General features: G+C 72.4%; 23 protein-coding genes. 13 read left to right on the top strand and 10 right to left on the bottom strand.

From position 1 onward, the window contains the following. Positions 1-69 precede the first annotated feature (69 nt). From GA0070604_RS22035 to GA0070604_RS22020, 4 genes are all read left to right on the top strand, one after another. The gene (locus GA0070604_RS22035) at positions 70-918 is read left to right on the top strand and encodes a DUF4262 domain-containing protein (RefSeq protein ID WP_091121746.1); all 849 of its coding nucleotides are present in this window, start codon (positions 70-72) and stop codon (positions 916-918) included. 194 nt (positions 919-1112) lie between these two features. Continuing rightward, positions 1113-1736, top strand: coding sequence for a LysE family transporter (locus tag GA0070604_RS22030; protein WP_091121743.1), 624 nt, complete (start codon positions 1113-1115; stop codon positions 1734-1736). 392 nt (positions 1737-2128) lie between these two features. After that, on the top strand, positions 2129-5821 hold the full coding sequence (locus GA0070604_RS22025; protein ID WP_244162043.1) for a reprolysin-like metallopeptidase: 3693 nt from the start codon (positions 2129-2131) through the stop codon (positions 5819-5821). Positions 5822-5920: 99 nt separating this feature from the next. Further along, complete coding sequence (locus tag GA0070604_RS22020; RefSeq protein ID WP_091127321.1) at positions 5921-6586, top strand: acVLRF1 family peptidyl-tRNA hydrolase; 666 nt, start codon at positions 5921-5923, stop codon at positions 6584-6586. An 85-nt stretch (positions 6587-6671) separates the two neighbouring features. On the opposite strand, the gene ypfJ is transcribed toward GA0070604_RS22020, so the two are convergent. Further along, entirely contained in the window at positions 6672-7577 is a 906-nt protein-coding gene (gene ypfJ / locus GA0070604_RS22015; RefSeq protein WP_091127320.1) for a KPN_02809 family neutral zinc metallopeptidase, read from the bottom strand. A 246-nt stretch (positions 7578-7823) separates the two neighbouring features. Here ypfJ and GA0070604_RS22010 point away from each other — a divergent pair, with 246 nt between their 5' ends. The 4 genes from GA0070604_RS22010 (at position 7824) to GA0070604_RS21995 (ending at position 12864) form a co-directional block, all read left to right on the top strand. Further along, positions 7824-9431: an ABC-F family ATP-binding cassette domain-containing protein gene (locus GA0070604_RS22010; protein WP_091121741.1), complete on the top strand. Its 1608-nt coding sequence runs from the start codon at positions 7824-7826 to the stop codon at positions 9429-9431. Between the two features lie 290 nt (positions 9432-9721). Further along, entirely contained in the window at positions 9722-9949 is a 228-nt protein-coding gene (locus GA0070604_RS22005) for a helix-turn-helix domain-containing protein (RefSeq protein WP_007462679.1), read from the top strand. 46 nt (positions 9950-9995) lie between these two features. After that, a complete protein-coding gene (locus GA0070604_RS22000; protein ID WP_091121736.1) occupies positions 9996-10763 on the top strand; it encodes an enoyl-CoA hydratase/isomerase family protein in 768 nt (255 codons plus the stop codon). A gap of 118 nt (positions 10764-10881) precedes the next feature. Next, positions 10882-12864, top strand: coding sequence for an ABC transporter ATP-binding protein (locus tag GA0070604_RS21995; protein ID WP_091121735.1), 1983 nt, complete (start codon positions 10882-10884; stop codon positions 12862-12864). A 6-nt stretch (positions 12865-12870) separates the two neighbouring features. On the opposite strand, the gene ygiD is transcribed toward GA0070604_RS21995, so the two are convergent. From ygiD to GA0070604_RS21955, 8 genes are all read right to left on the bottom strand, one after another. Continuing rightward, complete coding sequence (gene ygiD, locus GA0070604_RS21990; protein WP_244162042.1) at positions 12871-13752, bottom strand: 4,5-DOPA-extradiol-dioxygenase; 882 nt, start codon at positions 13750-13752, stop codon at positions 12871-12873. A gap of 170 nt (positions 13753-13922) precedes the next feature. Beyond that, the gene (locus tag GA0070604_RS21985; protein ID WP_091121731.1) at positions 13923-14273 is read right to left on the bottom strand and encodes a nuclear transport factor 2 family protein; all 351 of its coding nucleotides are present in this window, start codon (positions 14271-14273) and stop codon (positions 13923-13925) included. 378 nt (positions 14274-14651) lie between these two features. Then, on the bottom strand, positions 14652-15230 hold the full coding sequence (gene mug / locus GA0070604_RS21980) for a G/U mismatch-specific DNA glycosylase (protein ID WP_091121728.1): 579 nt from the start codon (positions 15228-15230) through the stop codon (positions 14652-14654). A 10-nt stretch (positions 15231-15240) separates the two neighbouring features. Next, positions 15241-16002 (bottom strand): SDR family oxidoreductase, encoded by a 762-nt coding sequence (locus GA0070604_RS21975; protein ID WP_091121724.1) that lies wholly within the window; start codon positions 16000-16002, stop codon positions 15241-15243. Between the two features lie 159 nt (positions 16003-16161). Continuing rightward, complete coding sequence (locus GA0070604_RS21970; protein ID WP_091127318.1) at positions 16162-16596, bottom strand: SCO6045 C-terminal-like domain-containing protein; 435 nt, start codon at positions 16594-16596, stop codon at positions 16162-16164. A gap of 83 nt (positions 16597-16679) precedes the next feature. Further along, the gene (locus GA0070604_RS21965; protein WP_091127317.1) at positions 16680-17516 is read right to left on the bottom strand and encodes an MbnB/TglH/ChrH family RiPP precursor modification enzyme; all 837 of its coding nucleotides are present in this window, start codon (positions 17514-17516) and stop codon (positions 16680-16682) included. Beyond that, positions 17513-18430, bottom strand: a complete 918-nt coding sequence (locus GA0070604_RS21960) for a TIGR04222 domain-containing membrane protein (RefSeq protein WP_091121720.1) — start codon at positions 18428-18430, stop codon at positions 17513-17515. The genes GA0070604_RS21965 and GA0070604_RS21960 overlap by 4 nt, the downstream gene beginning before the upstream one ends. A gap of 96 nt (positions 18431-18526) precedes the next feature. Beyond that, positions 18527-19099, bottom strand: a complete 573-nt coding sequence (locus tag GA0070604_RS21955) for a TetR/AcrR family transcriptional regulator (protein WP_091121715.1) — start codon at positions 19097-19099, stop codon at positions 18527-18529. Between the two features lie 105 nt (positions 19100-19204). Here GA0070604_RS21955 and GA0070604_RS21950 point away from each other — a divergent pair, with 105 nt between their 5' ends. The 3 genes from GA0070604_RS21950 (at position 19205) to GA0070604_RS21940 (ending at position 21838) form a co-directional block, all read left to right on the top strand. Then, complete coding sequence (locus GA0070604_RS21950) at positions 19205-20044, top strand: carbon-nitrogen hydrolase family protein (RefSeq protein ID WP_091121711.1); 840 nt, start codon at positions 19205-19207, stop codon at positions 20042-20044. 57 nt (positions 20045-20101) lie between these two features. After that, on the top strand, positions 20102-20746 hold the full coding sequence (locus tag GA0070604_RS21945; protein WP_091121708.1) for an HAD family hydrolase: 645 nt from the start codon (positions 20102-20104) through the stop codon (positions 20744-20746). Positions 20747-20902: 156 nt separating this feature from the next. Further along, positions 20903-21838, top strand: a complete 936-nt coding sequence (locus GA0070604_RS21940; protein ID WP_091121705.1) for a serine protein kinase RIO — start codon at positions 20903-20905, stop codon at positions 21836-21838. Between the two features lie 59 nt (positions 21839-21897). On the opposite strand, the gene GA0070604_RS21935 is transcribed toward GA0070604_RS21940, so the two are convergent. Then, positions 21898-22146 (bottom strand): DUF2630 family protein, encoded by a 249-nt coding sequence (locus GA0070604_RS21935; protein ID WP_091121701.1) that lies wholly within the window; start codon positions 22144-22146, stop codon positions 21898-21900. Between the two features lie 594 nt (positions 22147-22740). Here GA0070604_RS21935 and GA0070604_RS21930 point away from each other — a divergent pair. Together GA0070604_RS21930 and GA0070604_RS21925 are read left to right on the top strand one after the other, a co-directional pair. Beyond that, positions 22741-24081, top strand: coding sequence for a cytochrome P450 (locus tag GA0070604_RS21930; RefSeq protein WP_208602330.1), 1341 nt, complete (start codon positions 22741-22743; stop codon positions 24079-24081). After that, entirely contained in the window at positions 24078-24971 is an 894-nt protein-coding gene (locus tag GA0070604_RS21925; RefSeq protein WP_091121695.1) for a terpene synthase family protein, read from the top strand. The genes GA0070604_RS21930 and GA0070604_RS21925 overlap by 4 nt, the downstream gene beginning before the upstream one ends. The last annotated feature ends 86 nt before the right edge of the window (positions 24972-25057 follow it).

The following is a 25057-nucleotide window of genomic DNA, read 5'->3' as shown; positions in this document are numbered from 1 at the left end:
GGCCTCAAGGCGACGGCCAGGCCACTACATCCAGGAAATAGCGCGACCGCGGGTCGCTAAGGTCGGCCGGTGGTGATTGAGGACTGCGTGTGCCTGATCTGTAGCGGGAGCGCCCCAGGCCGGGACGGCGCCACCGTCGCGAGAGTTCGCAAGAGCGGCTGGTCGGTGCTGTGGGTGGCCGGGGGATTGGACTTCGCGTACACCATCGGGCTGTGGCACACGTTCCGCCGCCCTGAGGTGGCGATGTTCGGGCTGGAAGGCCAGGGCATGCAGCTCTGGCTCAACGAATACGTGGATCACGGCCGCGAGCATGGCTGGCCCGGCGAGAACGAGCCGTTCCACGGGGTGATCGAGGACTTCCCCACCCAGCTTCGACCGGTACACGACTCCTGGCACGACGCGCTCTTCGGCACGGCGTACCGCTTCTATCGAGGCGCTGCGGTGCCGTTCCAACAGCTGGTGTGGCCGGACCGTGAGGGCCGGTGGCCATGGGCGGAAGGGGCCACGGCGAGCAGCCGCAACCGCCAGGCCTTCTCCTGGCTGCCCGTCCAGGAACACCCGGCCGGCGGCTGGCGCCTGGTCGGTGAGCTGGAACCAGGATTCCCTTTTCCCGTGGGCCCGGACTCGTGGGCGTTGACCACCCGCGGGTTGGCTGCCGGCGCCCGCCCCATCGCTCGCGTGGTGCTGGAGGAGGGCTGCTACGACGTGCTCGACGAGCGCGGGTACCGCGCCGATGACCTCTGCCTGGCGTTCCTCGGTGAGCTGGTACGGCGACACCCGCACCTCGTTGGCTGCGCCGACCTCGCCGACGGCCAGGTCGCGGTATCAGGCGAAGGCCAGAACTGGAGCCGATCGTCGCTGTCGCGCCCCGACCGCCGCAACAGCGCGCGATCGTGGAAGCGCGCCAGGCCGATATAGCATCGATCGAGACCTTGCGGGACACGTCGACGGCGGCCCGCAGGGCCGGGCCGAAATGCGGTGGACCGGCGCGCGGCGGGGGTCGATGATGTCCGCGTGCCGATCACGACGATGCGAACGCTGCCTGTCCCGCCGGCTCCTCGTGCCGGCCGACAGCAGCGCGGCCCCCGGTCGGAGGCGATCCCGCTGCCGTCGTGAGCGGGGCGTTCCTCGCCGGTCTGGTGGCCGGCTACGGCGTCGCCGTGCCCGTCGGCGCGATCGCGGTGCTCATTCTCGGACTCAGCGCGCGTACGTCCTTCCGCGTCGGCGCGGCAGCGGCGCTCGGGGTCGCCACCGCCGACGGTGCGTACGCCACGGTGGCCGCCCTCGGTGGCGCGGTGGTGGCCGGCCTGCTCGCCCCGTTCGCGGACCCGTTGCGGTTGGTCGCGGCGGCGGTGCTGCTCGGGCTCGCCGGGCACGGCGCGTGGCGGGCGCTGCGCCCGCCGGCCACGACCGGTCGGCCGGTGGTGCGGCGCGGGCTGGACACCCCGGTCCGGGCCTACTTCGCGATTCTCGCCCTGACCCTGCTCAATCCGGCCACGGTCGTCTACTTCGCGGCGCTCGTCCTGGGCCGGGGCGATGCGGGGGGCACCGACGTGCTGGCCGCCGGGCTGTTCGTGCTCGGGGCCTTCCTCGCCTCGGCCAGTTGGCAGCTGCTGATCGCCGGGGGCGGGACGCTGGTCGGCCGGGCACTCACCGGCCCCCGGGGTCGTCTGGTCACCGCACTGGCGTCCAGCGCGATCATCGCCGTGCTCGCCGTCGCCGTGTTGCTGGGGTGAGCCGCCGGTCCGTCCACCGCAGACGATATGAAGTATGACAGTCTCATGACGATTGATCTTCATCGGTGTTACGGCGGCATCGGTCGAATCGGCAGGTCCATCCGTCGAACGCATGGTCCTGATCGCATCTTCGACCACCGATGTTCCGCCGTCGGGGCGGCCGCCTCCGTGTACGCCGCCGTCGATGTCGACTGATGATCGCCTGGCTGACGTGCGCCGTTCGACGTCCTGTCAGGAGGGCCTCGCCTGTTCGGCTGATGTCGGGAATCCGTCGTCCGTTTAGGGTCCTTGACCAATCTGTGGATCAGCCATGCGCGCCCCCGCCGACCCGGGACGGTGCGACGGCTCCACCACTCCTCACCGAGCAGGGAGACATCTTGAGGATCACCCTGATGCGTCTACCGTGGCACCGTGCACGAGACGGTCGGCCACGGCGTGGACGGATCGCGACTCTACTCGCCACCGCGCTGGTAGCGGCGGCGCTGCCGGCGCTGGCGGCACCCGCGGCGGCCAGCGCGGCCCCATCCTCCAACGGCCCGTGGCACAAGGTGGACGGCAAGCCGGCACCGACCAAGGCCGGTAAGAAGGCCACGGTCAAGGCCAAGCGGATGGCCGCGTTCACCCTCGACCGCGGCAGCCTGAAGGGCACCCTCGACAAGGCTCCGCGGGAGCGCGGCAAGGCGGTACGCCAGCAGCGGCAAATCGTGTCGCTGCCCGCGCCCGACGGGACGTTCCAGCGCTTCGAGCTGGTGAACTCGCCCGTGATGGAGGCCGGCCTGGCCGCCAAGCACCCCGAGATCACCACGTACGCCGGCACGGGCCTGGACGACCCGACCGCGACCATCCGGGCGGACCTCACTCCGCTCGGCTTCCACGCCTCGGTCCGCTCGGCGGCCGGGAACTGGTACGTCGACCCGTACTACCACCTCGACCAGAGCCTCTACGCGAGCTACTTCGCCCGTGACCTGGAGAACCCGCACGGCGAGTTCGTCGAGCGCGAGGACGTGGCGAGCGAGGCGCACGCCCTGGCGGACGAGATCGCGGCCGCCCAGGCCGACGCCCCGGCCGGGCCGCTCGTGAAGCTGCGCACCTACCGGGTGGCGCTGGTGACCGACCCCTCCTACGCCAACTTCTTCGGTGCGGAGAACGTCACCGCCGCCAAGGTCACCCTGATGAACCGGGTCACCCAGATCTACGAGGACGAGACCGCGATCCGGCTCGTGCTGATCAACGACACCGACAAGACCAACCTGAACACCCCGGCGCTGGCCACCGAGCCGAACGGCCCGTGTGGCGCGGCGGCGTGCTTCACCACGGCGCAGATCAGCTCCTGCGGCAGCAGCACGCTGAGCCGTAACCGGATCGTGCTCGGCCAGCTCGTCGGCGCCAGCAACTACGACGTGGGCCACATCGGCCTCGGCGTCAACGGCGGCGGCGTCGCCAGCCTCGGCGTGATCGGCGGCAACAACAAGGCGCAGGGCTGCACCGGTCTGCCCCAACCGATCGGTGACTTCTACGCCGTGGACTACGTGGCACACGAGATGGGCCACCAGTTCGCCGGCAACCACACCTTCAACGGCACCCAGTACAACTGCTCGGGCGGCAACCGGAGCGCGGCCAACTCGTACGAGCCGGGCAGCGGCTCCTCGATCATGGCGTACGCCGGCATCTGCCAGCAGGACAACCTCCAGCCGCACACCGACCCGTACTGGTCGCACCGCAGCTACACCGAGATCACCACGTACGTCACGTCGAACCGTGCGGCGATCAGCGAGGTGCAGACCGTCTCGCTGTACGACTTCGACACCAACGGTGACTCGTTCCAGGTCCGCTACAACGGCAACGACTCGGCGCCGATCGTGCGGGGCGCCAACTACACCACCGCCGGCATCAAGGCCGCCATCGAGGGGATCGCCGGCTGGCCGGCCGGCGCGACCGTCACCGTGGCCGCCTTCGGCGGCAGCGGCACGCTGAACGACACCGGCTTCCAGGTGACCTTCGGCGGCACGCTGGCCAACACCAACGTCGCCTCGCTCGCGCTCACCAACTTCGCGGGAGCCTCCGGTTTCGTCGGTGAGACGGCCAAGGGTGGCGCCATCGACAACGGCGGCATCCTGGTCGAGGAGACCGCCAACCACGCGCCGGTGGTCACCGTGCCGGGCACCGTCACCATTCCGGTGCGTACCCCGTTCGCGCTGACCGGCAGCGCCACCGACGCCGACGGCGACACGCTCACGTACATGTGGGAGCAGAACGACCGGGGCGCCTCGGCAGGTGCCGCGCTGATGAGCAACACCAAGACCGCCGGCCCGCTGTTCCGGGTGTTCGGCGAGGCGGCGAACGTGTCGCCGGAGGACACCCTGAAGTACCACTCGCCCGGCCAGAACGCGGTGACCACCGACTCGACCCGGGTCTTCCCGGACATGAAGCAGATCCTGGTGGGCAACACGAACGCCAAGACGGGCGCCTGCCCGGCCGCTCCGGCTCCGCCGCCCACCGGTGGTGCCTCGAACGTGCCGGCGGAGATCGTCGACTGCTACTCGGAGTTCCTGCCCACGAAGGACTGGGTCGGCTTCACCAACGACCGGACCCTGCACTTCAAGCTGACCGCCCGGGACGGGCGGCTGGGTGGCGGCGGCGTCGGTAGCGCCGACGTCGCGCTGGTGCTGGCCCCGAACGCCGGGCCGTTCCTGGTCACCTCGCAGGACTCCGCCGCCGTCCTCGACGGTGGTTCGAGCCAGACGGTCACCTGGGACGTGGCCGGCACCGACGTGGCGCCGGTGAACGTCGGCCAGGTGCGGATCTCGCTGTCCGCCGACGGCGGGCAGACCTTCCCGTACGTGCTGGCCGAGAGCACCCCGAACAACGGCAGCGCCACGGTGACCCTGCCCAACGTGGCGACCAAGCAGGCCCGGATCAAGATCGAGGCCGTCGGTAACGTTTTCTTCGACGTCAACGACGCCGACCTCACCATCCGGTCCGCCCCCGTGGTCACCAACGACGCCCCGGCCGGCGGGGTCAGCGTCCAGTACAGCGACGCCCTCTCGCCGACCGTCACCGTCACGGCGACCGACGGCGACACCGCCGGTGCCGCGCTGACCGCGTCCGCCACCGGCCTGCCCACGGGCCTGTCGCTGGCGGCGTCGGTGACCTCCGGCACCGACACCCTGCCCGGTACGCGTAGCTGGACCGTCGCCGGCACCACCACGGCGGCTCCGGGCGACTACCCGGTCACCGTGACGGTCTCCGACGGCAGTGGGCTGGCCGGCAGCACCTCGTTCACCATCACGGTCACCGCCGAGGACGCGGCGGCGACCTGGGCCGGTGACACGCTGGTGAGCACCGCGACCAGCGGTGCCGCGGGCACGGCGCTGCTGCGGGCCGTCGTCCAGGACGGCTCGGTGCTGCCTGCGGCGACGGACAGCACCGCGGGTGATGTCCGCAACGCCACGGTCACCTTCACCGAGGGTGGCGTGACGCTCTGCACCGGCACCCTGGAGCTGCTCGGCGCGGCGACCACGAGCGCCTCCGCGGCGTGCGAGGTCACCCTGCCGGCGGGTACGCACACCGTCACCGCGACGGTCGGCGGCCACTACACGGGCAGCACCACCACGCAGGTGACGGTTGCCGTCTCCGACGGCGGGTTCCTCACCGGTGACGGCGCGATCACCGTCGCCCGCTCGGCGGGGGCGTACCCGGCCGACGCGGCGTCGAAGGTCGCGGTGGACCTGACCGCGAAGCCCGCCACGGCCAAGAAGGCCGCGTCGGGCCAGGCCGAGATCGTGTTCCGCTCCGGCGGCAAGTCCTACACGATCAAGGGCGGCGTGGTCGACGGGCTGGGGATCACCTCGGCCGGCAAGGTCGCGCAGGTGCGCTACCAGGCCAGCCTGTACGACAGCAACGGCAAGGTGGTGGCCAGCGGCCTGACCCTGGCCGTGACGGTGACCGACCGGGGCGCGCCCGGGCGGGACGACACCGTCGGCATCACCCTGTGGAACGGCGGGGCCCTGCTCTTCTCGTCCGACTGGACGGGCAACGGCACCGCCGAGGTCAACCTGACGGCGGGCAACCTCACCGTCCACTGACCAGCGGATAGATAGCGCGGGAGGACGCCGGTCGCGGTGTCCTCCCGCGTTCCGTTTCCCGCCGAGCCACGGCGGTTCCCGGTGCCGTACCGTCGTGCCATGACCAGCCGACCCGCAGCCGGAGGCGGCCGGTGGGTCGAGGTCGACCCGGCCCGCGTCGCCCGCTGGGTCGAGGGCTTCGCCGACCGGCACGGCCCGCCCGCCACCACCGCCGAGGGGTACGCCCTGCTGCTCGCCGCCCCGGACGGGGCGACGGCCGAGCTGCACGCCCCGCCCGGCGCCCCGGCGAGCGCCGACGTACCCGGGTTCGTGGCCGCCGCCGGCGCGCCGCGGCGGCTCGGCCTGCTGCTGGTGCGTAAGGGCGGGGTGGCGGTCGGGATGGCCGACGGCGTGGACCTGGCCTTCTCCAAGGTGGACACCCGCTACGTGCAGGGACGCACCGCCGCGGGTGGCTGGTCGCAGCAGCGGTTCGCCCGGCGCCGGGACAACCAGGCGAAGGCGGTGTTGGGCGAGGCGACGGAGCTGGCCGTACGCCTGCTGCTGCCGGAGGCGGCGACGCTGGCCGCGCTGGTCTGCGGCGGCGACCGCCGGGCGGTGGACGGTGTGCTGGCCGACCGGCGGCTGGCCCCGCTCGCCGCGCTGCGCGCCGACCGGCTGCTCGATGTGCCCGAGCCCCGGCACGCGGTGCTGGTCGCCGCGGTGGCCGCCGCCCGCGCGGTGCGGATCCTGGTCCGCGATCCCGATCCTGGCCACCGAGGCGCGTGATCGACTCGATGTGCGGCAAAGTGTGGTCTCGTCATCGGATTTGACCACACTCTGCCGCACCCGGAGTCGATCAAGAGAGGGTCGACTACCGGTTGAAGGTGTTGCAGGACTTCGGGTCGCCGGTGGAGTAGCCCTGGGTGAACCATTGCATGCGCTGCTGGGAGGTGCCGTGGGTGAACTCGTTCGGGTTCACCGGCCGGCCGGCGCGCCTGGAGATCGCGTCGTCGCCGATCTTCTCGGCGGCGTCGATCGCCTGCTGGATGTCCTGTTTGGTGATGCTCTTGAAGACCTTGTTTCCCCGCTTGTCCGAGGTGCCGGTGGCGTTGCGCGCCCAGGCGCCGGCGTAGCAGTCGGCCTGTAGTTCCAGCCGCACCGAGAGCGCGTTGGTGTTGGCCGGGTCACGCTGCTGTAGGCGGCGCATCTGCGCCTCGGTGCCGAGCAGGCTCTGCACGTGGTGCCCGTACTCGTGGGCCAGCACGTACGGCTGGGCGAACTCACCCTTCGCGCCGAGCTGGTCGGCGAGGAGCCGGTAGAAGGTGAGGTCGATGTAGACCTGGTGGTCGGCCGGGCAGTAGAACGGCCCGACGCCGGAGTCGGCCGCGCCGCAGCCGGTGCGTACGGCCTGGCTGAAGAAGACGGTCTTGGCGGACCGGTACCGCTCGCCGAAGACCTCGGGCATGGCGGTACGCCAGTACGCCTGGATCGAGTTGATGTAGAGGGTGTTGCGGCAGTCGAGCTGCTGGAGCGCGTCCTGGGCCGCGCACTTCTGCTCCAGCGCGGTGTTGTCGCCCTGGTCGGAGCCGCCGCCGCTGAGGGCGTTGAGGCCGTAACCGCCGCCGGCCAGCGCGACGAGGACGGCGATGACGATGCCCACGATCCCGCCCCGGCCGCCGCCGAGCGGGATCGGGATGCCCAGTCCGCCGCCTCCGCCGGCCCCTCGCCGATCGTCCACCTCGCTGGTGTCGATCTCCGCGTTCTCGTTCAGCTCCATGTTGACCTCGATCACCGATTTGTCTGTGTGTGGTGGCTGCGATACCGGATCGGGTCCGGACGGCGTCTCCGGTACCCGATGATCTTGCCCGGTAATCGGGAGTGAGTGGTAGGCCCCGCGCGTTACACTTGCCCCGTGCTGCGCTGCGAAGGCTGAACCGCCCCGCGCCGACGGGAACTGATGACCCGCCGGCGCTTCCGCGTGCCCTGAGTCAGCCCTTCCGGACCCCGAGAGCGAGTACCTCGAATGATCACTGCCACCGGCCTGGAACTGCGCGCCGGTTCCCGGATCCTGCTGTCCGACACCACGCTGCGGGTGCAGCCGGGTGACCGGATCGGCCTGGTCGGCCGCAACGGCGCCGGCAAGACCACCACGCTCAAGGTGCTCGCCGGGGAGGGGCAGCCGTACGCCGGGCAGATCGACCGGCGCAGCGCCATCGGCTACCTGCCGCAGGACCCGCGTACCGGCGATCTTGACGTCACCGGGCGGGACCGGGTGCTCTCCGCCCGCGGCCTGGACGTGCTGATGGCCCAGATGAAGGAGCTGGAGGCCAAGCTCGCCGAGGGGGGCGACGACGAGCGCCTGGTCCGCCGCTACGGGGCGCTGGAGGACCAGTTCGCCGCCCTCGGCGGATACGCTGCCGAGGCCGAGGCGGCCCGGATCTGCGCCAACCTCGGGCTGCCCGACCGGGCCCTGGCCCAGACCATCGGCACCCTCTCCGGCGGTCAGCGCCGGCGGATCGAGCTGGCCCGGATCCTGTTCCGCGACGCCGGTGAGAACGGCGGCGGCATCCTGCTGCTCGACGAGCCGACCAACCACCTGGACGCCGACTCGATCACCTGGCTGCGCGGGTTCCTCGCCAACCACAAGGGCGGCCTGATCGTGATCTCCCACGACGCCTCGCTGCTGGAGGCGGTGGTCAACAAGGTCTGGTTCCTCGACGCCACCCGCTCCGTGGTCGACGTCTACAACCTGGGCTGGAAGGCGTACCTGGAGGCGCGGGAGACCGACGAGCGGCGTCGCCGCCGGGAGCGGGCCAACGCCGAGAAGAAGGCCGGCGCGCTGATGGCGCAGGCGGACAAGATGCGGGCCAAGGCCACCAAGACGGTCGCCGCGCAGAACATGGCCCGCCGGGCCGAGAAGCTGCTTTCCGGTCTGGAGGAGGTACGCGTCGCCGACAAGGTGGCGAAGGTGCGCTTCCCCAACCCGGCGGCGTGCGGCAAGACCCCACTCACCGCCACCGGCCTGTCCAAGTCGTACGGGTCGCTGGAGATCTTCACCGACGTCAGCGTGGCGGTGGACCGGGGCTCCCGGGTGGCGATCCTCGGCCTCAACGGCGCCGGCAAGACCACCCTGCTGCGGATGCTCGGTGGCCTGCTGGAGCCGGACACCGGCGAGGTGCGCCCCGGGCACGGCCTGCGGCTCGGCTACTACGCCCAGGAGCACGAGACCCTGGACGTGGACCGGACCATCCTGGAGCACATGCGCAGCGCCGCGCCGGAGCAGACCGACACCGACCTACGCAAGATCCTCGGCGCGTTCCTGTTCTCCGGGGAGGACGTCGACAAGCCGGCCGGGGTGCTCTCCGGTGGCGAGAAGACCCGGCTGGCCCTGGCCACGCTGGTCTGCTCGGGGGCGAACGTGTTGCTGCTGGACGAGCCGACGAACAACCTCGACCCGGTCAGCCGGGAGCAGGTGCTCGACGCGATCGCCCGCTATCCGGGGGCGATCGTGCTGGTCACCCACGACCCGGGCGCGGTGACGGCGCTCAAGCCCGACCGCGCCATCCTGCTCCCTGACGGCGACGAGGACGCCTGGAGCGACGACCTCCTCGAACTCGTCGAACTCGCCTGACCCGCCGGCCTGCCTTGATCATGAGGTTGTTGCCGGTGTCGTGGTGACAACCTCATGATTGATCCGGCGGGGGAGCGGGTGGTGGGTGGACTGGACGGCCGGTTGGGCGGGGCGGCATGATCCACCTGGTTGGTGGGGGGTGGCCGGTCAGAAGGATCACTCTATCGGGAAGCTGACATTGCATAGCGTGTCGGTTGGCGAAGAGTTGATATCTGGCGCATGATCGTTCGAGACGGTCTAATAGGTGGGACCGTATCCGAACCGCACAGTCTGGGACGTGAGGAATCAGCATGGCAGCCACCGGCACAGCCACCAGCACTGAGAAGGGTCGCCGGATCGTCGGAGCCGAGCGTCAGACGCTCGCCAAGGACCTGGTAAAGCGGTATACCTCGGGTGAGAGCATCCGTGCGCTCGCGGCCTCGACGGGCCGGTCCTACGGGTTCATTCACCGGGTGCTCACCGAGTCCGGGGTGCAGCTGCGGCAGCGCGGCGGTGCCCGGCGCCGCAAGAAGGCGTGACTATCCGGCCAGTGTCGTCCATCAGCGCCGTATTCCGGATGGTCTGGTGACCGCCGCAACGACCGGAGTGCGACTCGACTACGACGGGCCGGTCGCGACAGTGACGTTGTGCCGGCCCGACGTGCTCAACGCGCAGACCCCCGCGATGTGGCGCGCGATGAGCGATTTCTCCCGCGACCTGCCCGGTGATGTCCGGATCGTCGTGGTGCGCGGCGAGGGGCGGGCCTTCTCCGCGGGCCTCGACCTGTCCGTGGCCGGTGCCTCCGGTCCGGGCTCGTTCGCCGAGCTCGCCACCCTGCCCGAGCAGGAGTGCGCCGACCGGATCGCCGACTACCAGGGCGCCTTCACCTGGCTGCACCGCCCGGACGTGATCTCCGTGGCCGCTGTCCAGGGGCACGCGATCGGTGCCGGTTTCCAGCTCGCCCTCGCCTGTGACCTACGGGTGCTCGCCGAGGACGCCAGGCTCTCCATGGCCGAGGTGACTCTCGGCCTGGTTCCCGACCTCGCCGGGACCAAGCGTCTCGTCGAGTTGGTCGGATATTCCCGCGCGCTGGAGATCTGTGCCACCGGTCGCCGGATGGACGCCGCCGAGGCGGACCGGATCGGGCTGGCCACGCTCGTGGTGCCGAACGCGGAACTGGACGCGGCGGTGCGGGACCTGACCGCCGGCCTGCTCGCCAACAGCCGCGACGCGATCGTGGAGATCAAGGCGTTGCTCGCGGGCGCGGCCGGGCGTACCCATGCGGAGCAGCAGCGGGCCGAGCGCGAGGCGCAGACCCGGCGGCTGCGCGATCTGGCCGGGTACGGAGAATAGTTAGTAAGGACCGTTCGGGAAGATCCGGGTTACTCGCGAGGTTGTCGTAGTCGTCGGGAGAATCGACCCGACGGTCCAGGGCTGCCCGACGACCCGGAGGTTACGCTTGTCCAACCACATGGCCGGTGGCGGTATGGGCGGCTGGAGCATGCTCCGGTCGATGCGCAACCAGGACGAGGTCGCCACCCACCAGCTCAAGCGCGGCACCGCCAAGCGGATCATCGCCTTCGCCCGGCCCTACCGGCGCGACATCATCATCTTCCTGCTCACCGTGGTGATCGCCGCGGTGATCGGGGTGGCCACCCCGCTGCTCGCCGGTGACGTCATCGACGCGATCGCCAGCGGTGGGTCCGACGCCGGCTCGACAGTGGTCCGGCTGGCCCTGGTCATCGCCGTGCTGGCCGTCGCCGACGCGCTCTTCTCGCTCGCCCAGCGGTGGTATTCGGCCCGGATCGGGGAGGGCATCATCCTCGACCTGCGGACCCGGGTCTACGACCACGTCCAACGGATGCCGCTGCAGTTCTTCACCCGGACCCAGACCGGCGCCCTGGTCAGCCGGCTCAACAACGACGTGCTCGGCGCCCAGCGGGCGTTCACCTCCACCCTGTCCGGGGTGGTCAGCAACGTCATCCAGCTGGTGCTCACCGCCGGCGCGATGCTCATCCTCTCCTGGCAGATCACCGTGCTGGCGCTGGTGCTGCTGCCGATCTTCATCATCCCGGCCCGCCGGGTCGGCCGGCGGCTCGCCGAGATCACCCGCGAGTCGTACAACCTCGACGCGAAGATGAACGCGACGATGACCGAGCGGTTCGGCGTCGCCGGCGCCCTGCTGGTCAAGCTCTTCGGCTCGCCCGAGGTGGAGGCCCGCCGGTTCGCCCGCCGCGCCGAGCGGGTCCGCGACATCGGCATCCAGTCCGCCATGTACTCGCGGACCTTCTTCGTGGCGATGCTGCTGGTCGCCTCCCTCGCCCAGGCCCTGACGTACGGCCTGGGCGGGTGGCTCGCTGTCACCGGCGCGGTCAGCGCGGGCACCGTGGTCAAGCTCGCGCTGCTGCTCACCCGCCTGTACGGCCCGCTCACCGCGCTGTCCAACGTCCGGGTCGACGTGATGAGCGCGCTGGTCTCCTTCGACCGGGTCTTCGAGGTGCTCGACCTGCGTCCGGGCATCGAGGAGAAGCCCGACGCGGTGCCGGTGCCCCGGGGCAGCGGCCGGGTCGAGTTCCGCGACGTGCGGTTCCGCTACCCGAGCGCCGCCGAGGTGTCGCTGGCCTCACTGGAGGAGGTCGCCGCGCTCGACCGTACGGTGAACGAGCCGGTGCTCAAGGGCGTCTCGTTCGGTGTCGAGCCCGGGCAGATGGTGGCCCTGGTCGGCCCGTCCGGCGCCGGCAAGTCGACGCTGTCCATGCTGATCTCCCGGATCTACGACGTCAGCGACGGGCAGGTGCTGGTCGGCGGCGTCGACGTGCGGGACGCCACCCTGGCCTCGCTGCGCGACGAGATCGGCGTGGTCACCCAGGACTCCCACCTGTTCCACGAGACCATCCGGGAGAACCTGCGCTACGCCAAGCCGGACGCCACCGATGACGAGATCTGGGCCGCCCTGGCCGGCGCGCAGGTCGCCGATCTGGTCCGGTCCCTGCCCGACGGGCTGGACACCACGGTCGGCGAGCGCGGCTACCGCTTCTCCGGGGGCGAGAAGCAGCGCATCGCCATCGCCCGGCTGCTGCTCAAGGCCCCGTCGATCGTGATCCTCGACGAGGCCACCGCGCACCTGGACTCGGAGAGCGAGGCGGCCGTGCAGCGGGCACTGTCCGTGGCGCTGACCGGGCGTACCGCGCTGGTGATCGCACACCGGCTCTCCACAGTCCGGGACGCCGACCAGATCCTCGTCCTCGACCAGGGGCGGATCGTCGAGCGTGGCCGGCACGAGGAACTGGTCGCCGTCGGCGGCCTCTACGCCGAGCTGTACCGCACCCAGTTCGCGGTGGCCGACTCGCCGGCCCCGTACGCCGACCCGGACCAGCCGCAGCCGGTGGTCACCACCGTGCCCCTGGGCACGTACGTGGCGCAGGAGACGCTGCCGCCCGCCACCGCCAACTAGACGCGGCTAGATGTTGGAGCCGTCGGGCGGGACCTCGGCGGGCGGTCGTGGCGTGCCCCCCTCGCCGGCGGCGTTCGGGCAGGACAGACCGAGGGTGTAGGCCGTCATCGACAGTGACCCGTAGGCGTAGCCGTCGACGAGGATCTCGGTCCCGGAAGCGTCGTCGGCTGCGGCGAGGCCGGCGAGGTACAGCGCGGGGATGAAATGGTCAGGTGTCGGCACCGCGTGCCGGAAGTCGCGGTGGCCGACGAGCGTCGCGAAGTCGGTGGGGTTGGTCAGCATCAGGGTCTTGGCGTCCTCGTCGAAGCGCTGGGCCCAGTCGTAGCCGTCGTCGGCCAGCTTCCAGTCCATTCCCCCGAGGTTGTGCACGACGTTGCCGCTGGCCACGATGAGCACGCCGCTCCGGCGCAGTGGCGCGAGTCTGGCGCCGAGATCCAGGTGGTAGTCCAGCGACTTGTCCGCGTTGATACTGAGCTGCACCACGGGAACCGAGGCGTCGGGGAAGGCGTGCGTCAGGACCGACCAGGTGCCGTGGTCGATTCCCCAGCTGTCCACGTCGGCACCGACCCAGGTCGGGTGGACGGCGTCGCTGACCTCCGCTGCCAATTCGGGCAGGCCGGGGGCGGGGTACTGCACCTCGAACAGCGCCGGCGGAAAGCCGTAGAAGTCGTGGATGGTGCGCGGCCGGGGCATGGCCGTGACGGCGGTGGCATTGATGTACCAGTGCGCACTGATGACCAGGATCGCGCGGGGACGAGGCACCGTGGAGCCGAAGGCCCTCCACGCGGTGGTGTAGCGGTTGACCTCAAGGGCGTTCATGGGATTGCCGTGACCGATGAAGGCGGCGGGCATGAGCGTGTCCCGGCCGGGGAGGTCGTCTGCGTGCACGTCGTCGCGCCTTTCGGGGATCGCCGTGCCGGGGACGGCTCGGCGTGACTTGCTCGCCGGGTGGCATGACCGCCACTCGGGCGAGTCGACCGTCGGCGGTCCGGCCGCACCGGGGATCTGACGGTGTCGCCGCCAGACCCAAAACCGGTCACCGAGCCGGAAAGGCCCTACTAGGCCCAGATGTACTCCTCGGCGATCTCGCCATCGCGCCACTTGGCGACGGTGACCATACGGCCTCCGCCTTCGAACTCGCCCACGACGCAGGTCCAGTCCCCGGATCCAAACGCGATCGGGTGGGACGTGATCTGGGGCGGGGTGCCCCCCACTGAGTCGACGTACGCCTTCATGGCGTCGATGTGCTGCTCGATCCCGCGAGTCGGGGCTTGCCCCTTCCAGTCCACCGATACGTCGTCGGTGTGGTGGTGGGCGAACACGCCGTTCCAGTCGGCACTGTTCCAACCAACGAAATCAAGATCATCCATGCTCTTGAGGTTGGCCTTGACCCTGTCTTCTTCTTGCATGAGTCACTCCCTATCCAAGAATGGATCTTCGGCAACCCGCGCCGTGGCAGCGCCCGCAGCATCTCGTAACAGCATCGGATCCAGGCAACACCCGTGGTGGGCGCTCTGCCGACGAAGGTGTGCGCTGAGCCCGGGTTCACCCAAGGCGGTACGAGTGGGTGCCCGACCATACGATTGTCGGTCGCCGTCAGAGCGCTCCTGCACGTGTCGCTCCTAGGCAAGACGCGCATTCCGACCGCAGTTGGCGCCGGGACGACAAGCCGACGCTACACCCTCTGGGGTCCGCCTCAGCGCCGGCCGCGAAGATGTGGCCCTTGCGGTCCGGTGTCCGTAGCGGAGGCCGTGCTCGACGCCGACCGGGAGCGACAGGCCGGGCGACTAACCGCTCACCGCCGCCCGCAGCTCGGCGAAGGCGGCGCCGAGCGTTTCCGGGGTGAAGTGCGCGTTCAGGCCGCTCGGGTTGGGCAGCACCCAGAGCCGGGCACCACGGAGCGGCTCAGGCTGCGGGCCGAAGCCGGCCTTCGGCCGGGCGAAGCCGATCCGGTACGCGGTCACCCCGACCACCGCCACCCAGCGTGGCCGGTACCGCTCGACCTTGTCGGCCAGCTCCGCCGCGCCGGCCACCAGCTCCGCCGCGGCCAGTTCGTCGGCGCGGGCGGTGGCCCGGGCCACCAGGTTGGTGATACCCAGCCCGAGGGCGGGCAGCTCGTCCTGCTCGCTGGGGTGCAGTTGGCGTGAGGTGAAGCCACCCCGGTGCAGCGCGGGCCAGAACCGATTGCCCGGCCGGGCGAAGTGCCAGCCGGTCGCCGCGGACCACAGCCCGGGGTTGATCCCGACGAAGAGCACGTCCAGGCCGGGCGCGATCAGGTCTGGCAGCAGCTTGTCGGCCGCGGCGGCGAGCTGTTCCTTCGTCGGGCGGGGATAGCGCCGCGCCGGTGCCGGGCCCGCTGCGCTCACCGGCTCGCCGTCACAGGCCGCGCAGCGCGCCGCCGTCGACCGGCACGGTGACTCCGGTGATGTAGGCGGCGGCGGGGGAGAGTAGGAAGGCGGCCACCCGGCCGAACTCGGCCGGCTCGCCGACCCGGCGCAGCGGGATCGACGCCTCCGCCTCGGCCCGGGCCCGCTCCGGGTCGCCGGTGGCGGCGAAGAGCTCCCGGTTCCGGTCGGTCATGATGCGGCCGGGCAGCAGGCCGAACACCCGTACGCCACGTGGGCCGTACTCGTCGGCGATGTCCTTGGCCACCCCGGCGAGGCCGGGGCGCAGGCCGTTGGAGATGCCGAGGCCGGGCACCGGCCCGCGCGCCGAGGTGGAGAGGACCAGCCCGATCGCGCCGCCGTCGGTGAGCGCGGCGGCCAGCGTACGGGTGGCCCGGACGCTGCCCAGGAAGACCGTCTCGAAGGATTCCCGCCACTGCTCGTCGGTGACCTGGGCGGCGGTGCCCCGGGGCGGCCCGCCCACCGAGATCAGCGCCCCGTCGAGCCGGCCGAACCGCTCGCGGGCCGCGGCGACCAGCCGTTGCGGCGTGCCCGGGTCGGTCAGGTCGGCGGTCAGCCCGATCGCCCGCTCCGGCCCGCCCAGCGCCTCGACGGCGGCAGCCACCTGCCCGGGTACGCGCGCCGAGATCACCACCCGGGCGCCATCGGCGACGAGGGCTTCGGCGGTGGCGAGGCCGAGGCCACGGGAGGCGCCGGTCAGCACGTACACCCGATCGGCGAGTCCGAGATCCATGGGGCCGATCCTGCCGTACGTCGGACCTGCCTGCCACTCGCCTCGGCTTCAGCGGAGGCCGGCCTCGACGCGACCGGCCTCCCCCGGCAACCAACCCGGGTCTCCGCACGATCGCACGAGCAGCCAGCGCTCCGCAGTTCTCGCCGCCAACCGGAATCCTCAGCGGCGGGCCGGGCGGAGCAGGCGTACCCGACCGGCGAGCTGCACCGCGATGGCGCCGCCGGCCCGGCCGACGGCCGGCAGCCGGCGGGGGCGGGGCGGGGTGCGGCTGTCGTAGCGGGCGGCGGCCTCCCGGGCGGCCAGCTCCTCCGCGCCCAGTGGTGGCAGCGTGCCCCGGTCGCCCAGTTCCCGGGCCAGGTCCCAGCCGTCGCGCAGCGATCCGTTGGTCGGCCGGCTCGCCGCCCATTCGGCGAACGTGGCCGGCCAGGCCGCGCCGAGCCCGGCGGCGAGCAGCGGCCAGTGCCGGGCCACGTCTCCCGCGCGCTTGCGCAGGAGCGCCCGACGGGCCGCCTCGACCGGCGCGGGGGCGAACCCGGCCGGCAGCGGCCCACCGGCGACCAGCGCCGCGACGAGCGCCGCCTGCCGCGCGGCCAGGCCACCACCCGGGCCGGCCGGGGGAGCGGCGGACGAGTCCGGCGCGGTGGCGCGCCCGGGGCCGGTGCCGGCGGCTCCGCGACTCACGTGATCACCGGGTGTCCGGAGGCGGCGGCGAGCGCGTCCAGTTCGCCGCGCAGTTCGGCGGCGGGTGGGTAGTGGCCGTCGCGTTCCAGCAGCAGCGCCGGGGGACGGCGGCGGGCGCACAGCTCGCGGACCAGGTCGAGCACCTCGGCGGGAATCGGGTCGGTGTGCGTGTCGTGGTAGAAGCCGCCCCGCTCGGCGCCGCCGGCCACGTGCACGTAGGCGATCCGGTCCAGCGGCAGCCGGTCCAGCAACGCGCGGGCGTCGCCGCCCCGGTTGCGGGCGTTGGCGTGCACGTTGGCGATGTCGAGCAGCAGTAGCGCCCCGGTGGCGTCGAGGATCTCGGTGAGGAAGGCGGCCTCGTCCAGCTCGTCGTCGGGCCAGTCGAAGAGCGCGGCGATCGGCTCCAGCGCGAGCGGCACCGGCAGCTCCGCCTGGGCCCGCCGGACGTTCGCCACCACCGCGGCGACCGCCTCCCGGCTGCGTGGCAGCGGCAGCAGGTGACCGGCCTCCAGGCCGCCGGCCCGCACGAACGCGATGTGCTCGCTGACCAGTGGCGCGTCGACCGCGGCGGCCACCCCGGCCAGGTGGGCCAGCCGGGCCGGGTCGACGGGTTCCGCGCCGCCGAGGGAGAGCCGAACCCCGTGGGGTACGACGGTGACGCCGCGCCCGCGCAGCGCGGCGAGGCTGTCCGGGAGCGGCCCGGCCGGGGCGACCGCCTCGGCCACGACCTCGACGAAGCGCAGCCCGGGCAGGTCGGCCACGAAACCGGCGATCTCGGGCCGCCAGCCGATGCCGACCCCGTACGGGCCGGTCGGGCCGGTCGGGCCGGTCATCCGCCGCACCCGCCTCCGCCGCAGCCGCCACCCCCGCCGCACGAACTGCCGCCACCGCACGAGCTGCCCGAACTGCACGAGCTGCCGGAGCTGCCGGAGGTGCCCCCGCTCGCGGCGGCCGCCCGGCGCTGGATCTCGGCCTGTGCGGCGAAGCCGGGATCCATGGCCCAGATGGTGGCGGTGCCGAACAGGGCCACCCCCATCGCCGCGCTGGACGGACCGTACGTGGCGTAGGCCGGCGTGGCGGAGGGTTGCAGCCAGGTGTGCTCGCGGCGGAGGTCACGCAGGGCCTGGCCGGCGGCGCGGGTCCGCCAGGGCACCCGGATGAGCAGCGCGAAGGCGACGACGAGCGGGATCAGGCTGAGCAGGAGGTAGCCGGCGGGCCGGCCGTTGGACAGGCCGACGACGGCTCGGATCGCGCCGAGCGCCAGCAGGGCGGCGATCAGCATCGGCCCGCGTCGCAGGGCGGACCGCTGGTCGGGCCCGAGCGCCAGGCCACGCCGCTGGAGGTCGTCGCGGAGCTGGTCGAGGGCGCGGGTCACCCACTCGTCGCGGCGTAGCTCGCCGGAGCGTACGCCTCGGGTGGCCGCGTTGACGACGGCCTGGTCGAGCGGGGTGGCCCCGGCCGGCAGCGCTTTGGCGGTGGTGAGCCGCCGATCGGGACGTACGCCGACGACGCCGGCGTGGCGTAGCCCGCCGAGGGCGGTCCAGACGGTGAGTTGGTCGCCGCCGTTGAGGTACGCGACCTGCTGCGGCCCGAGTTGCCCGGCCCCGGAGACCGGCGTGCCGGCCAGCGCGCGGAACCGGTGCAGCACGGTGCCCACCACCAGCACGGCCGCGGCGAGGAGATACCAGCGCAGGAAGACCGGGCCGGGGATGCCCCAGGTGTCGCCCGGTGCGGCGAGAACGGTCATGGTCGGCTCCTGTCGCGAGGGGTGCCGCCATTGTGGAGCAGGGCCGCCAGCCGTGATCCGGCCGGTCGGTCGAGTTACCGGACCGAGACCGGGCGGTCAGTGCCGGCGGACCGCCTCCTCGACCAGGTCGAGCACCCGGCCCAGGTCGCCGGCCGGGCGTCCCATCGCCAGGTGCAGCACCAGCCCGTCGTACGCCAGCTCGAGGAACTGGGCCAGCACGTCGATCGACACGTCGTCGCGGAGCACTCCGGCCTCCCGCTGACGGAGCAGCCGCTCGCGGGTGGCCTCGGCGATGGCCGCCGAGCGTTCCGCCCAGCGCTTGGCGAACGCCGGGTCGGTGCGCAGCCGCCGGGACACCTCCAGTTGGCTGCCGAGCCAGCCGGTGGTGTCCGGGGAGAGGGACCGGGCGAGCAGATCCCGCATCACCTGGACCAGGCCGTTGCGGGCGACGGTCTCCACCATGGCCGCCGCGTCGTCCTCGGCGACGGCGAGGAAGAGGGAGTCCTTGTCGCGGAAGTGATGGAAGATGGCGCCGCGGGAGAGCCCGGTGGCCTCCTCCAGGCGCCGGACGGTGGCGCCCTCGTAGCCGTGCCGGGCGAAACACGCCCGTGCCGCGGAGAGGATCTCCTGCCGGCGCGCGTCGAGCTGGTCCTGGCTTACTCTGGGCACGTACCGATCGTCCCAGGCGCTTCCCGTGGATGCAAACCGTACGTACGGCTTGAGATGCGCGTTCGCATGATCAGCGTAACGGTGTGACCCGGCTACCATCGGCCCATGACCGCGCCCGCCCACCCATTGACCGTGGCCACCGTGCAGGCCGAGCCGGTTCCCGGCGACGTCGCCGGGAACGCCGCCACCGCCGCCCGCCTCGTCGGCCAGGCCGGCGCCCGGGTCGTCGTGCTGCCGGAGCTGTTCCTGCCCGCGTACCACCCGCCGACCCTCGCGGCCGACCCGGCCGGCACCGACGTGGCCGCCGACGAGCACGGCCGGGTGGACGACTCGCGCCTCGACCCGCTGCGGCGGGCCGCCCGGGACGGCGGGACCACGGTGGTGGTGGGCGCGGCCGTCCGCCACCCCGACGGGCGGCGCACCATCTCCTCACTGGTGGTCGATCCGGCCGGCGGCGTACGGGCGGCGTACGACAAGCAGCAGCTCTGGAGCGGCGAACGCGAGCTGTTCGAGCCCGGCCGGCGGGGCGCCACCCTGCTGGTCGACGACTGGCGCTTCGGCCTCGGGATCTGCTACGACGGCTGCTTCCCCGAGCACGGGCGGGCCGCCGCCGACGACGGCGCGCACGGCTACCTCTGCCCGAGCGGATACCTGGCCGGCTCGGAGCACCGGCGGGACGTCTACTACGCCGCCCGAGCCCTGGACAACACCATGTACGTCGTCTTCGCCAACGCCGTCGACGGTGCCGACCCGTGGCGCTTCAACGGCGGCGCCGCGGTGTACGACCCGGAGGGCCGGCCGCTGGTCCGGGGCGCGGACACCGGGACGGACGTGCTGGTGGCGACGCTCGACCCGGCCGCGCTCGCGGCCACCCGGGCGGCGCACACCATGCTCGCCGACCGCCTGCCCGACCAGGGCCTGCCCCGTACGGCGATCACCGCCTGACGGAATCCGAGCCCGCAACCCTGTCGGTGGCCCGCCCGGGTCCCGTAAGGTTCCCGAGTGCCGTTGCTCCTGCTCGATCTGGACAACACGCTGCTCGACCGGGATGGGCCCTTCCGTGCCTGGGGTGAACGCTTCCTGGACGACATCGGCGCGCCACCCACCGACATCGACTGGCTGCTGTCCGTCGACGCGGACGGGCTCACCGACCGGTGGGACGTCGCGGACGCCATCCGGGACCGGTACGGGCTGGGCATCCCCGCCATCGACCTGGTGGAGGAGCTGCACGACGGGGTGGTGGCGCACACCCGGCTGGATCCGTTGATCGCCTGCGCGCTGCGGATCGCCGACGACGCCGGTTGGGTGCCGGTGGTGGTCACCAACGGCGTGGTACGCCAGCAGGACGCGAAGATCCGCCGTACCGGCCTGGACCGGTACATCGCCGACTGGGTGATCTCCGAGGAGGTCGGGGTCAGCAAGCCCAACCCGAGGATCTTCGCGCTCGCCGCGCGGCGGGCCCGGATGCCCCTGCGCGGCGCCTGGGTGATCGGGGACAGCCCGGAGGCGGACATCGGCGGGGCGAGCGCGCTCGGGCTGCCCAGCGTCTGGCTGCACCGGGGCCGTCGCTGGCCGGACACCCGGTTCGCGCCGACCCGCAGCGCCGACGGGTTGATCGCCGCGGTCGCCGCGGTGCTGGCCGGTTAATTGGGTTGACCCGCGGGTGCCCAGCGACCAGCATGGGGGCCGCGCGACGGGCGCAGCCGGGCGGAGCCCGGTCGAGGAGAGGAGGTCGGTCATGGCCGTCATCGCAGGGTCGTACCGCCTGCCTCCACCAGCCTCGATCGAAGGATCAACCCACCCGTGCGCGAACACGACTTCCCGGCGCCGCAGCGCCGTGGCCGCGGCAAGAGCCGCTTCGACGACGACGAACCCTATTTCCTGAAGCGCGGCCGGCCCGCTGAGCCGGTCCTCGCCCAACCCGACGACGAGCCCGAGCCCGAGCCCGAGGACCGGTGGTCCTCCTGGGACGAGGCCGTACACGGGCCCGAACCCCATCCGGCGTGGCTGGTCACCGAGCTGGCCGCGAAGGACACCGAACTCGGCGTGCTGAAGACCGGCAAGGAGGCGGACGTCCACCTGGTCCGCCGCGCCGTGCCGGACACCGACCGGTCCTGCCTGCTGGCGGCCAAGCGTTACCGGGACGCCCAGCACCGGCTCTTCCACCGCGACGCCGGCTATCTGGAGGGGCGCCGGGTCCGCCGGTCCCGGGAGAACCGGGCGATGGCCGGCCGGACCGCGTTCGGCCGGCAGATGATCGCCGGGCAGTGGGCCGCCGCCGAGTTCGCCGCCCTCGCCCGGCTCTGGGAGATCGGCGCGGCCTCCGGGCGGATCGCCGTGCCGTACCCGGTGCAACTGCTCGGCACCGAGCTGATGCTGGAGTTCGTCGGGGACGCCGAGGCGGGGCAGGCCGCGCCCCGGCTGGCCCAGGTCCGCCCCGACGACGCCGAGCTGCGCGACCTCTGGGAGCAACTGGTCGACGCCCTGGTCGTGCTGGCCCGGGCCGGGTACGCGCACGGCGACCTGTCGCCGTACAACCTGCTGGTGCACCGGGGGCGGCTGGTCATGATCGATCTGCCGCAGGTGGTCGACGTGGTGGCCAACCCGCAGGGGCCGGAGTTCCTGGCCCGGGACGTACGGGTGGTCGGCACCTGGTTCGCCGCCCGGGGCCTGCCCGCCGGGACAGCCGACCCGGCCGAGCTGACCGAGCTGCTGCTGCGCGAGGCGGGCATCCGCTGAGCGGGTCACGTCCCGGGCGGGTCACCGCCCGCCCGGGACGCCGAGGCGGGGCGCCGGGATCACTGTAGGTAGCGCTCGACCTCCGACAGGGGACGCTCACCCTGGGCGTCCGGGTCGCCGTGCGCCTGGCGGGCCGCCCGGCGGCGGCGCAGCAGGTCCCAGCACTGGTCGAGGGACTCTTCCAACGCCCGCAGCCGCTCCCGGGCCGCGTCGTCGGTGCCGGCCTCGTGCTCCTGTGCCGCCGCGCGCAGCCGGTGTTCCTCGTCGACCAGTTCGGTGATCCGGTTCAGGATGGTCTTGTCGTCCATGTCCGAAGCTTGGCACAGGGCGGTGCCGCGCGCCCGCGTTCCTCGTCCCCGGTCCCGCTGCCTGCCGCCGGTCCCCGGCCGTCGCCCCGCTCGCCGGCGCGGTACCCGTCGACGGTCGGCGCCGGTGGCCGCACCGTCCGCGTACCGGACGGGTGGCGGGAGACCCGGACGGGGGCGGGCGTCCGTACGCCCGTACGCCTGCCGGGTCGCCGTCACCGCTGCCGGCCCGGCGGGCCCACCCCTACGGTCGGGGTTGGTGGGCGGGTGCCGCTGGAGCGGGCGGGTTGACCAGCCGCGTTGGCGGCGATGCGAAGATGCTGGTCTATCGAATGGGTGTTGCCCGGGGGATCGGCGAGAGATGCCTGCACAGCCGGCCCGCGGACAGGCTGTCCGTGTCCTCCATTGTCGACGCCGGGAAAGTTGTTGTGTGAGATCTATTCCTCTTTGGTCTTCTGATCCGCCGTCCCGGCTGGCATGCTCGGCGGCAAGCTCACGGGTCATGACGGGTTCGCGACACCCAGTAGACCCAGGGGGGAACGCAATCACGTGGACACTCCACCTGCCGCTGCCGGATCCGCCGGTCAGCTCCGCACCGTGCCGTTGCGTCAGATCCTGCCCGGCATGCTCCGCGATCCGGCCCGCGCGCTGATCGACGTCGGTAACCGGACGCAGGGCTCGCTCGTCCGGCTCAACCTCGGGTCGTTCCGGCCGTACCTGGTCACCCACCCCCGGCACGTGCAGCACATCCTGCGCGACCGGGCGGACAACTACGAGCGGGCGGGCGACGGGCTGTTCTGGCGCCCGGTCAAGCGCCTGTTCGGCGAGGGAATCCTCGGCGAGGGGCAGATCTGGTCGGCGAGCCGCCGGATGCTCCAGCCGATGTTCACCGCCAAGCGGGTGGAGACGATGATCGACGGGATGGCCGAGGCCATCCGCGACGCGGTCGACGAGCTGGACCAGCCGTCGCGCGCCGGGCGCAGCGTCGACATCGGTGCCGAGCAGGCGCGGATCGTCTGCCGCGCGATCATGCGGGTGCTCTTCGCCGACAAGATCTCCGTGCCGGACGCGATGCGGGTGGTCGACGCCCAGGACGTCATCGCCACGGCGGTGATTCCCCGGATCATCGTGCCGTTCGCCCCGCTGTCGCTGCCGATGCCGGGCGACCGACCGTTCCGCCGGGCGAAGCGCATCGTCGATGAGGTGCTGGTGCCGGTGGTCCGGGCCACCCGGGAGGTCGCCGACGAGGGCGACGACGTCATCTCCACGCTGTGGCGGGCCCGGACCGAGGACGGCCGGCAGCTCGACGAGCAGCAGGTCCGTAACGACACGGTGGCGATGTTCGCGGCGACCACCGAGACCACCATCAACGTCCTCACCTGGTTCTGGCCCCACCTGGAACAGCGGCCCGACGTCGCCGAGCGACTCTACGCCGAGATCGACAGAGTGGTGGGTGACGAACCGGTCCGCCGTGAGCACCTGCCCGAACTGACCTACACCAGGATGGTCCTGGACGAGCTGCTGCGGCTCTACCCGATCGGTTGGATCATCCCGCGTCGCGCGGTCGACGCGGACGTCATCGACGGCATACCGATCGAGGCCGGGGCGACCATGGTGGCGAGCCCGCTGATCACCCAGCGGATGGCGCAGTTCTGGGAACGGCCGGACGAGTTCGATCCCGAGCGGTTCCGGCCGGAGCGGGTCCGGGCCCGGCACCGGTACGCCCACTTCCCGTTCGGCGGGGGCCCGCACCAGTGCCTCGGGATGTACCTGTTCTATCTGGAGGCGCAGCTCATCCTCGCCACGATGCTCAGTCGCTATCGCTTCCGGTTGCACCGCCCGGGCGTGCCCGGACTGCGGTTGGCCGCTGCGCTGCGGCCGCGCCACCGGGTCGAGCTGACGCTGCTGGCCTCCTCGGCCGGGACGGCGCGGGCATGACCGGCGGAGACGGCGGACCGCTCGTCGAGGCCGCCGAGCACGGACGGATCTGCGCGCTCGCCGCCCGGGGGCAGCGGGACCTGCAACGACGGGCCGCGGCGCACCCCGACCTCTTCCCGAGCCGGCCCTTCGACGCGGCGCTGTTCAGCAGCATCGCGCTGGCCATGGCGTTCAGCGCGCCGTGGTGCACCGCCGAGGAACTGGCTCTCACCAACCGCGCGGTGCTCTGGGGCTTCGCGATCGACTGGCAGGTCGACCATCAGGCGGCGTCCCGGTCGGAGGTCGATCTCGTCGCGAAGACGTGCCTGGCGGTGGCCGGCGGCGCCCCGGCCGAAGACCCGCTGGGCCGGTTCCTCGCCGAGCTGCGGGACGACCTCGCCGCCGCGCCGGCGTACGCCGGTCTCCGTGGCCTGTGGCGGGAGGAGATCGACCGCACCCTGGCCGCGATGACCCGGGAGTGGGAGTGGCGGAACGCCGCGAGGCACGGGACCGCGGCCCTGCCCACCCTGGCCCAGTACCTCGACAACGCCGACAACCTCGCCGCCACGGTGGTCAACGTCGCGCACTGGATCCACACCGGATCCGCCGAGACCCACCGCCAACTGTCCCGGCTCGTGGCGGTCAGCGACGAGGTGCAGCGGGCCCTGCGGCTGATCAACGACCTGGGCACCTGGCAGCGCGACCGCGAGTGGGGCGACCTCAACGCGATCACGCTGGTGGGCGACGACCGTACGGAGATCGAACGGCAGGTCGCGACGCAGGTCGACCGCTGCCGGCAGCTGCTGGCCGAGCTGCGGCCCAGTTGCCCGCGGGAGGCCGACTACCTGTCCCGGCAGCTCGGCTTCACCAGTGGTTTCTACCGCCTCACCGACTTCTGGGGCGTGCGGTGAGCGTGACCACCAGCGGTCGGACGCCCACCCGCCGCGATCGGGCCGGTGCGCCGCCCGGCGCCGGGCTCCGAGTCGCCGACCGGGTC

The sequence above is a fragment of the Micromonospora eburnea genome (assembly GCF_900090225.1).
Classification (GTDB): Bacteria; Actinomycetota; Actinomycetes; order Mycobacteriales; family Micromonosporaceae; genus Micromonospora; species Micromonospora eburnea.
Note: the sequence above shows the minus strand (reverse complement) of the source record. Positions and strands in the feature narration are given on the sequence as shown.

Bases quoted from the DNA above. Each gene is read 5' to 3' on its own strand.
- GA0070604_RS22005 (WP_007462679.1), top strand. From the start codon at position 9,722: ATGGCAGCCACCGGCACAGCCACCAGCACTGAGAAGGGTCGCCGGATC.
- GA0070604_RS22020 (WP_091127321.1), top strand. From the start codon at position 5,921: ATGACCAGCCGACCCGCAGCCGGAGGCGGCCGGTGGGTCGAGGTCGAC.
- GA0070604_RS21965 (WP_091127317.1), bottom strand. From the start codon at position 17,516: ATGACCGGCCCGACCGGCCCGACCGGCCCGTACGGGGTCGGCATCGGC.
- GA0070604_RS22025 (WP_244162043.1), top strand. From the start codon at position 2,129: ATGCGTCTACCGTGGCACCGTGCACGAGACGGTCGGCCACGGCGTGGA.
- GA0070604_RS21935 (WP_091121701.1), bottom strand. From the start codon at position 22,146: ATGGACGACAAGACCATCCTGAACCGGATCACCGAACTGGTCGACGAG.
- GA0070604_RS21985 (WP_091121731.1), bottom strand. From the start codon at position 14,273: ATGCAAGAAGAAGACAGGGTCAAGGCCAACCTCAAGAGCATGGATGAT.
- GA0070604_RS21960 (WP_091121720.1), bottom strand. From the start codon at position 18,430: ATGACCGTTCTCGCCGCACCGGGCGACACCTGGGGCATCCCCGGCCCG.
- GA0070604_RS21925 (WP_091121695.1), top strand. From the start codon at position 24,078: ATGACCGGCGGAGACGGCGGACCGCTCGTCGAGGCCGCCGAGCACGGA.
- GA0070604_RS21950 (WP_091121711.1), top strand. From the start codon at position 19,205: ATGACCGCGCCCGCCCACCCATTGACCGTGGCCACCGTGCAGGCCGAG.
- GA0070604_RS22010 (WP_091121741.1), top strand. From the start codon at position 7,824: ATGATCACTGCCACCGGCCTGGAACTGCGCGCCGGTTCCCGGATCCTG.
- GA0070604_RS21995 (WP_091121735.1), top strand. From the start codon at position 10,882: ATGGCCGGTGGCGGTATGGGCGGCTGGAGCATGCTCCGGTCGATGCGC.
- GA0070604_RS21975 (WP_091121724.1), bottom strand. From the start codon at position 16,002: ATGGATCTCGGACTCGCCGATCGGGTGTACGTGCTGACCGGCGCCTCC.
- ypfJ (WP_091127320.1), bottom strand. From the start codon at position 7,577: ATGGAGCTGAACGAGAACGCGGAGATCGACACCAGCGAGGTGGACGAT.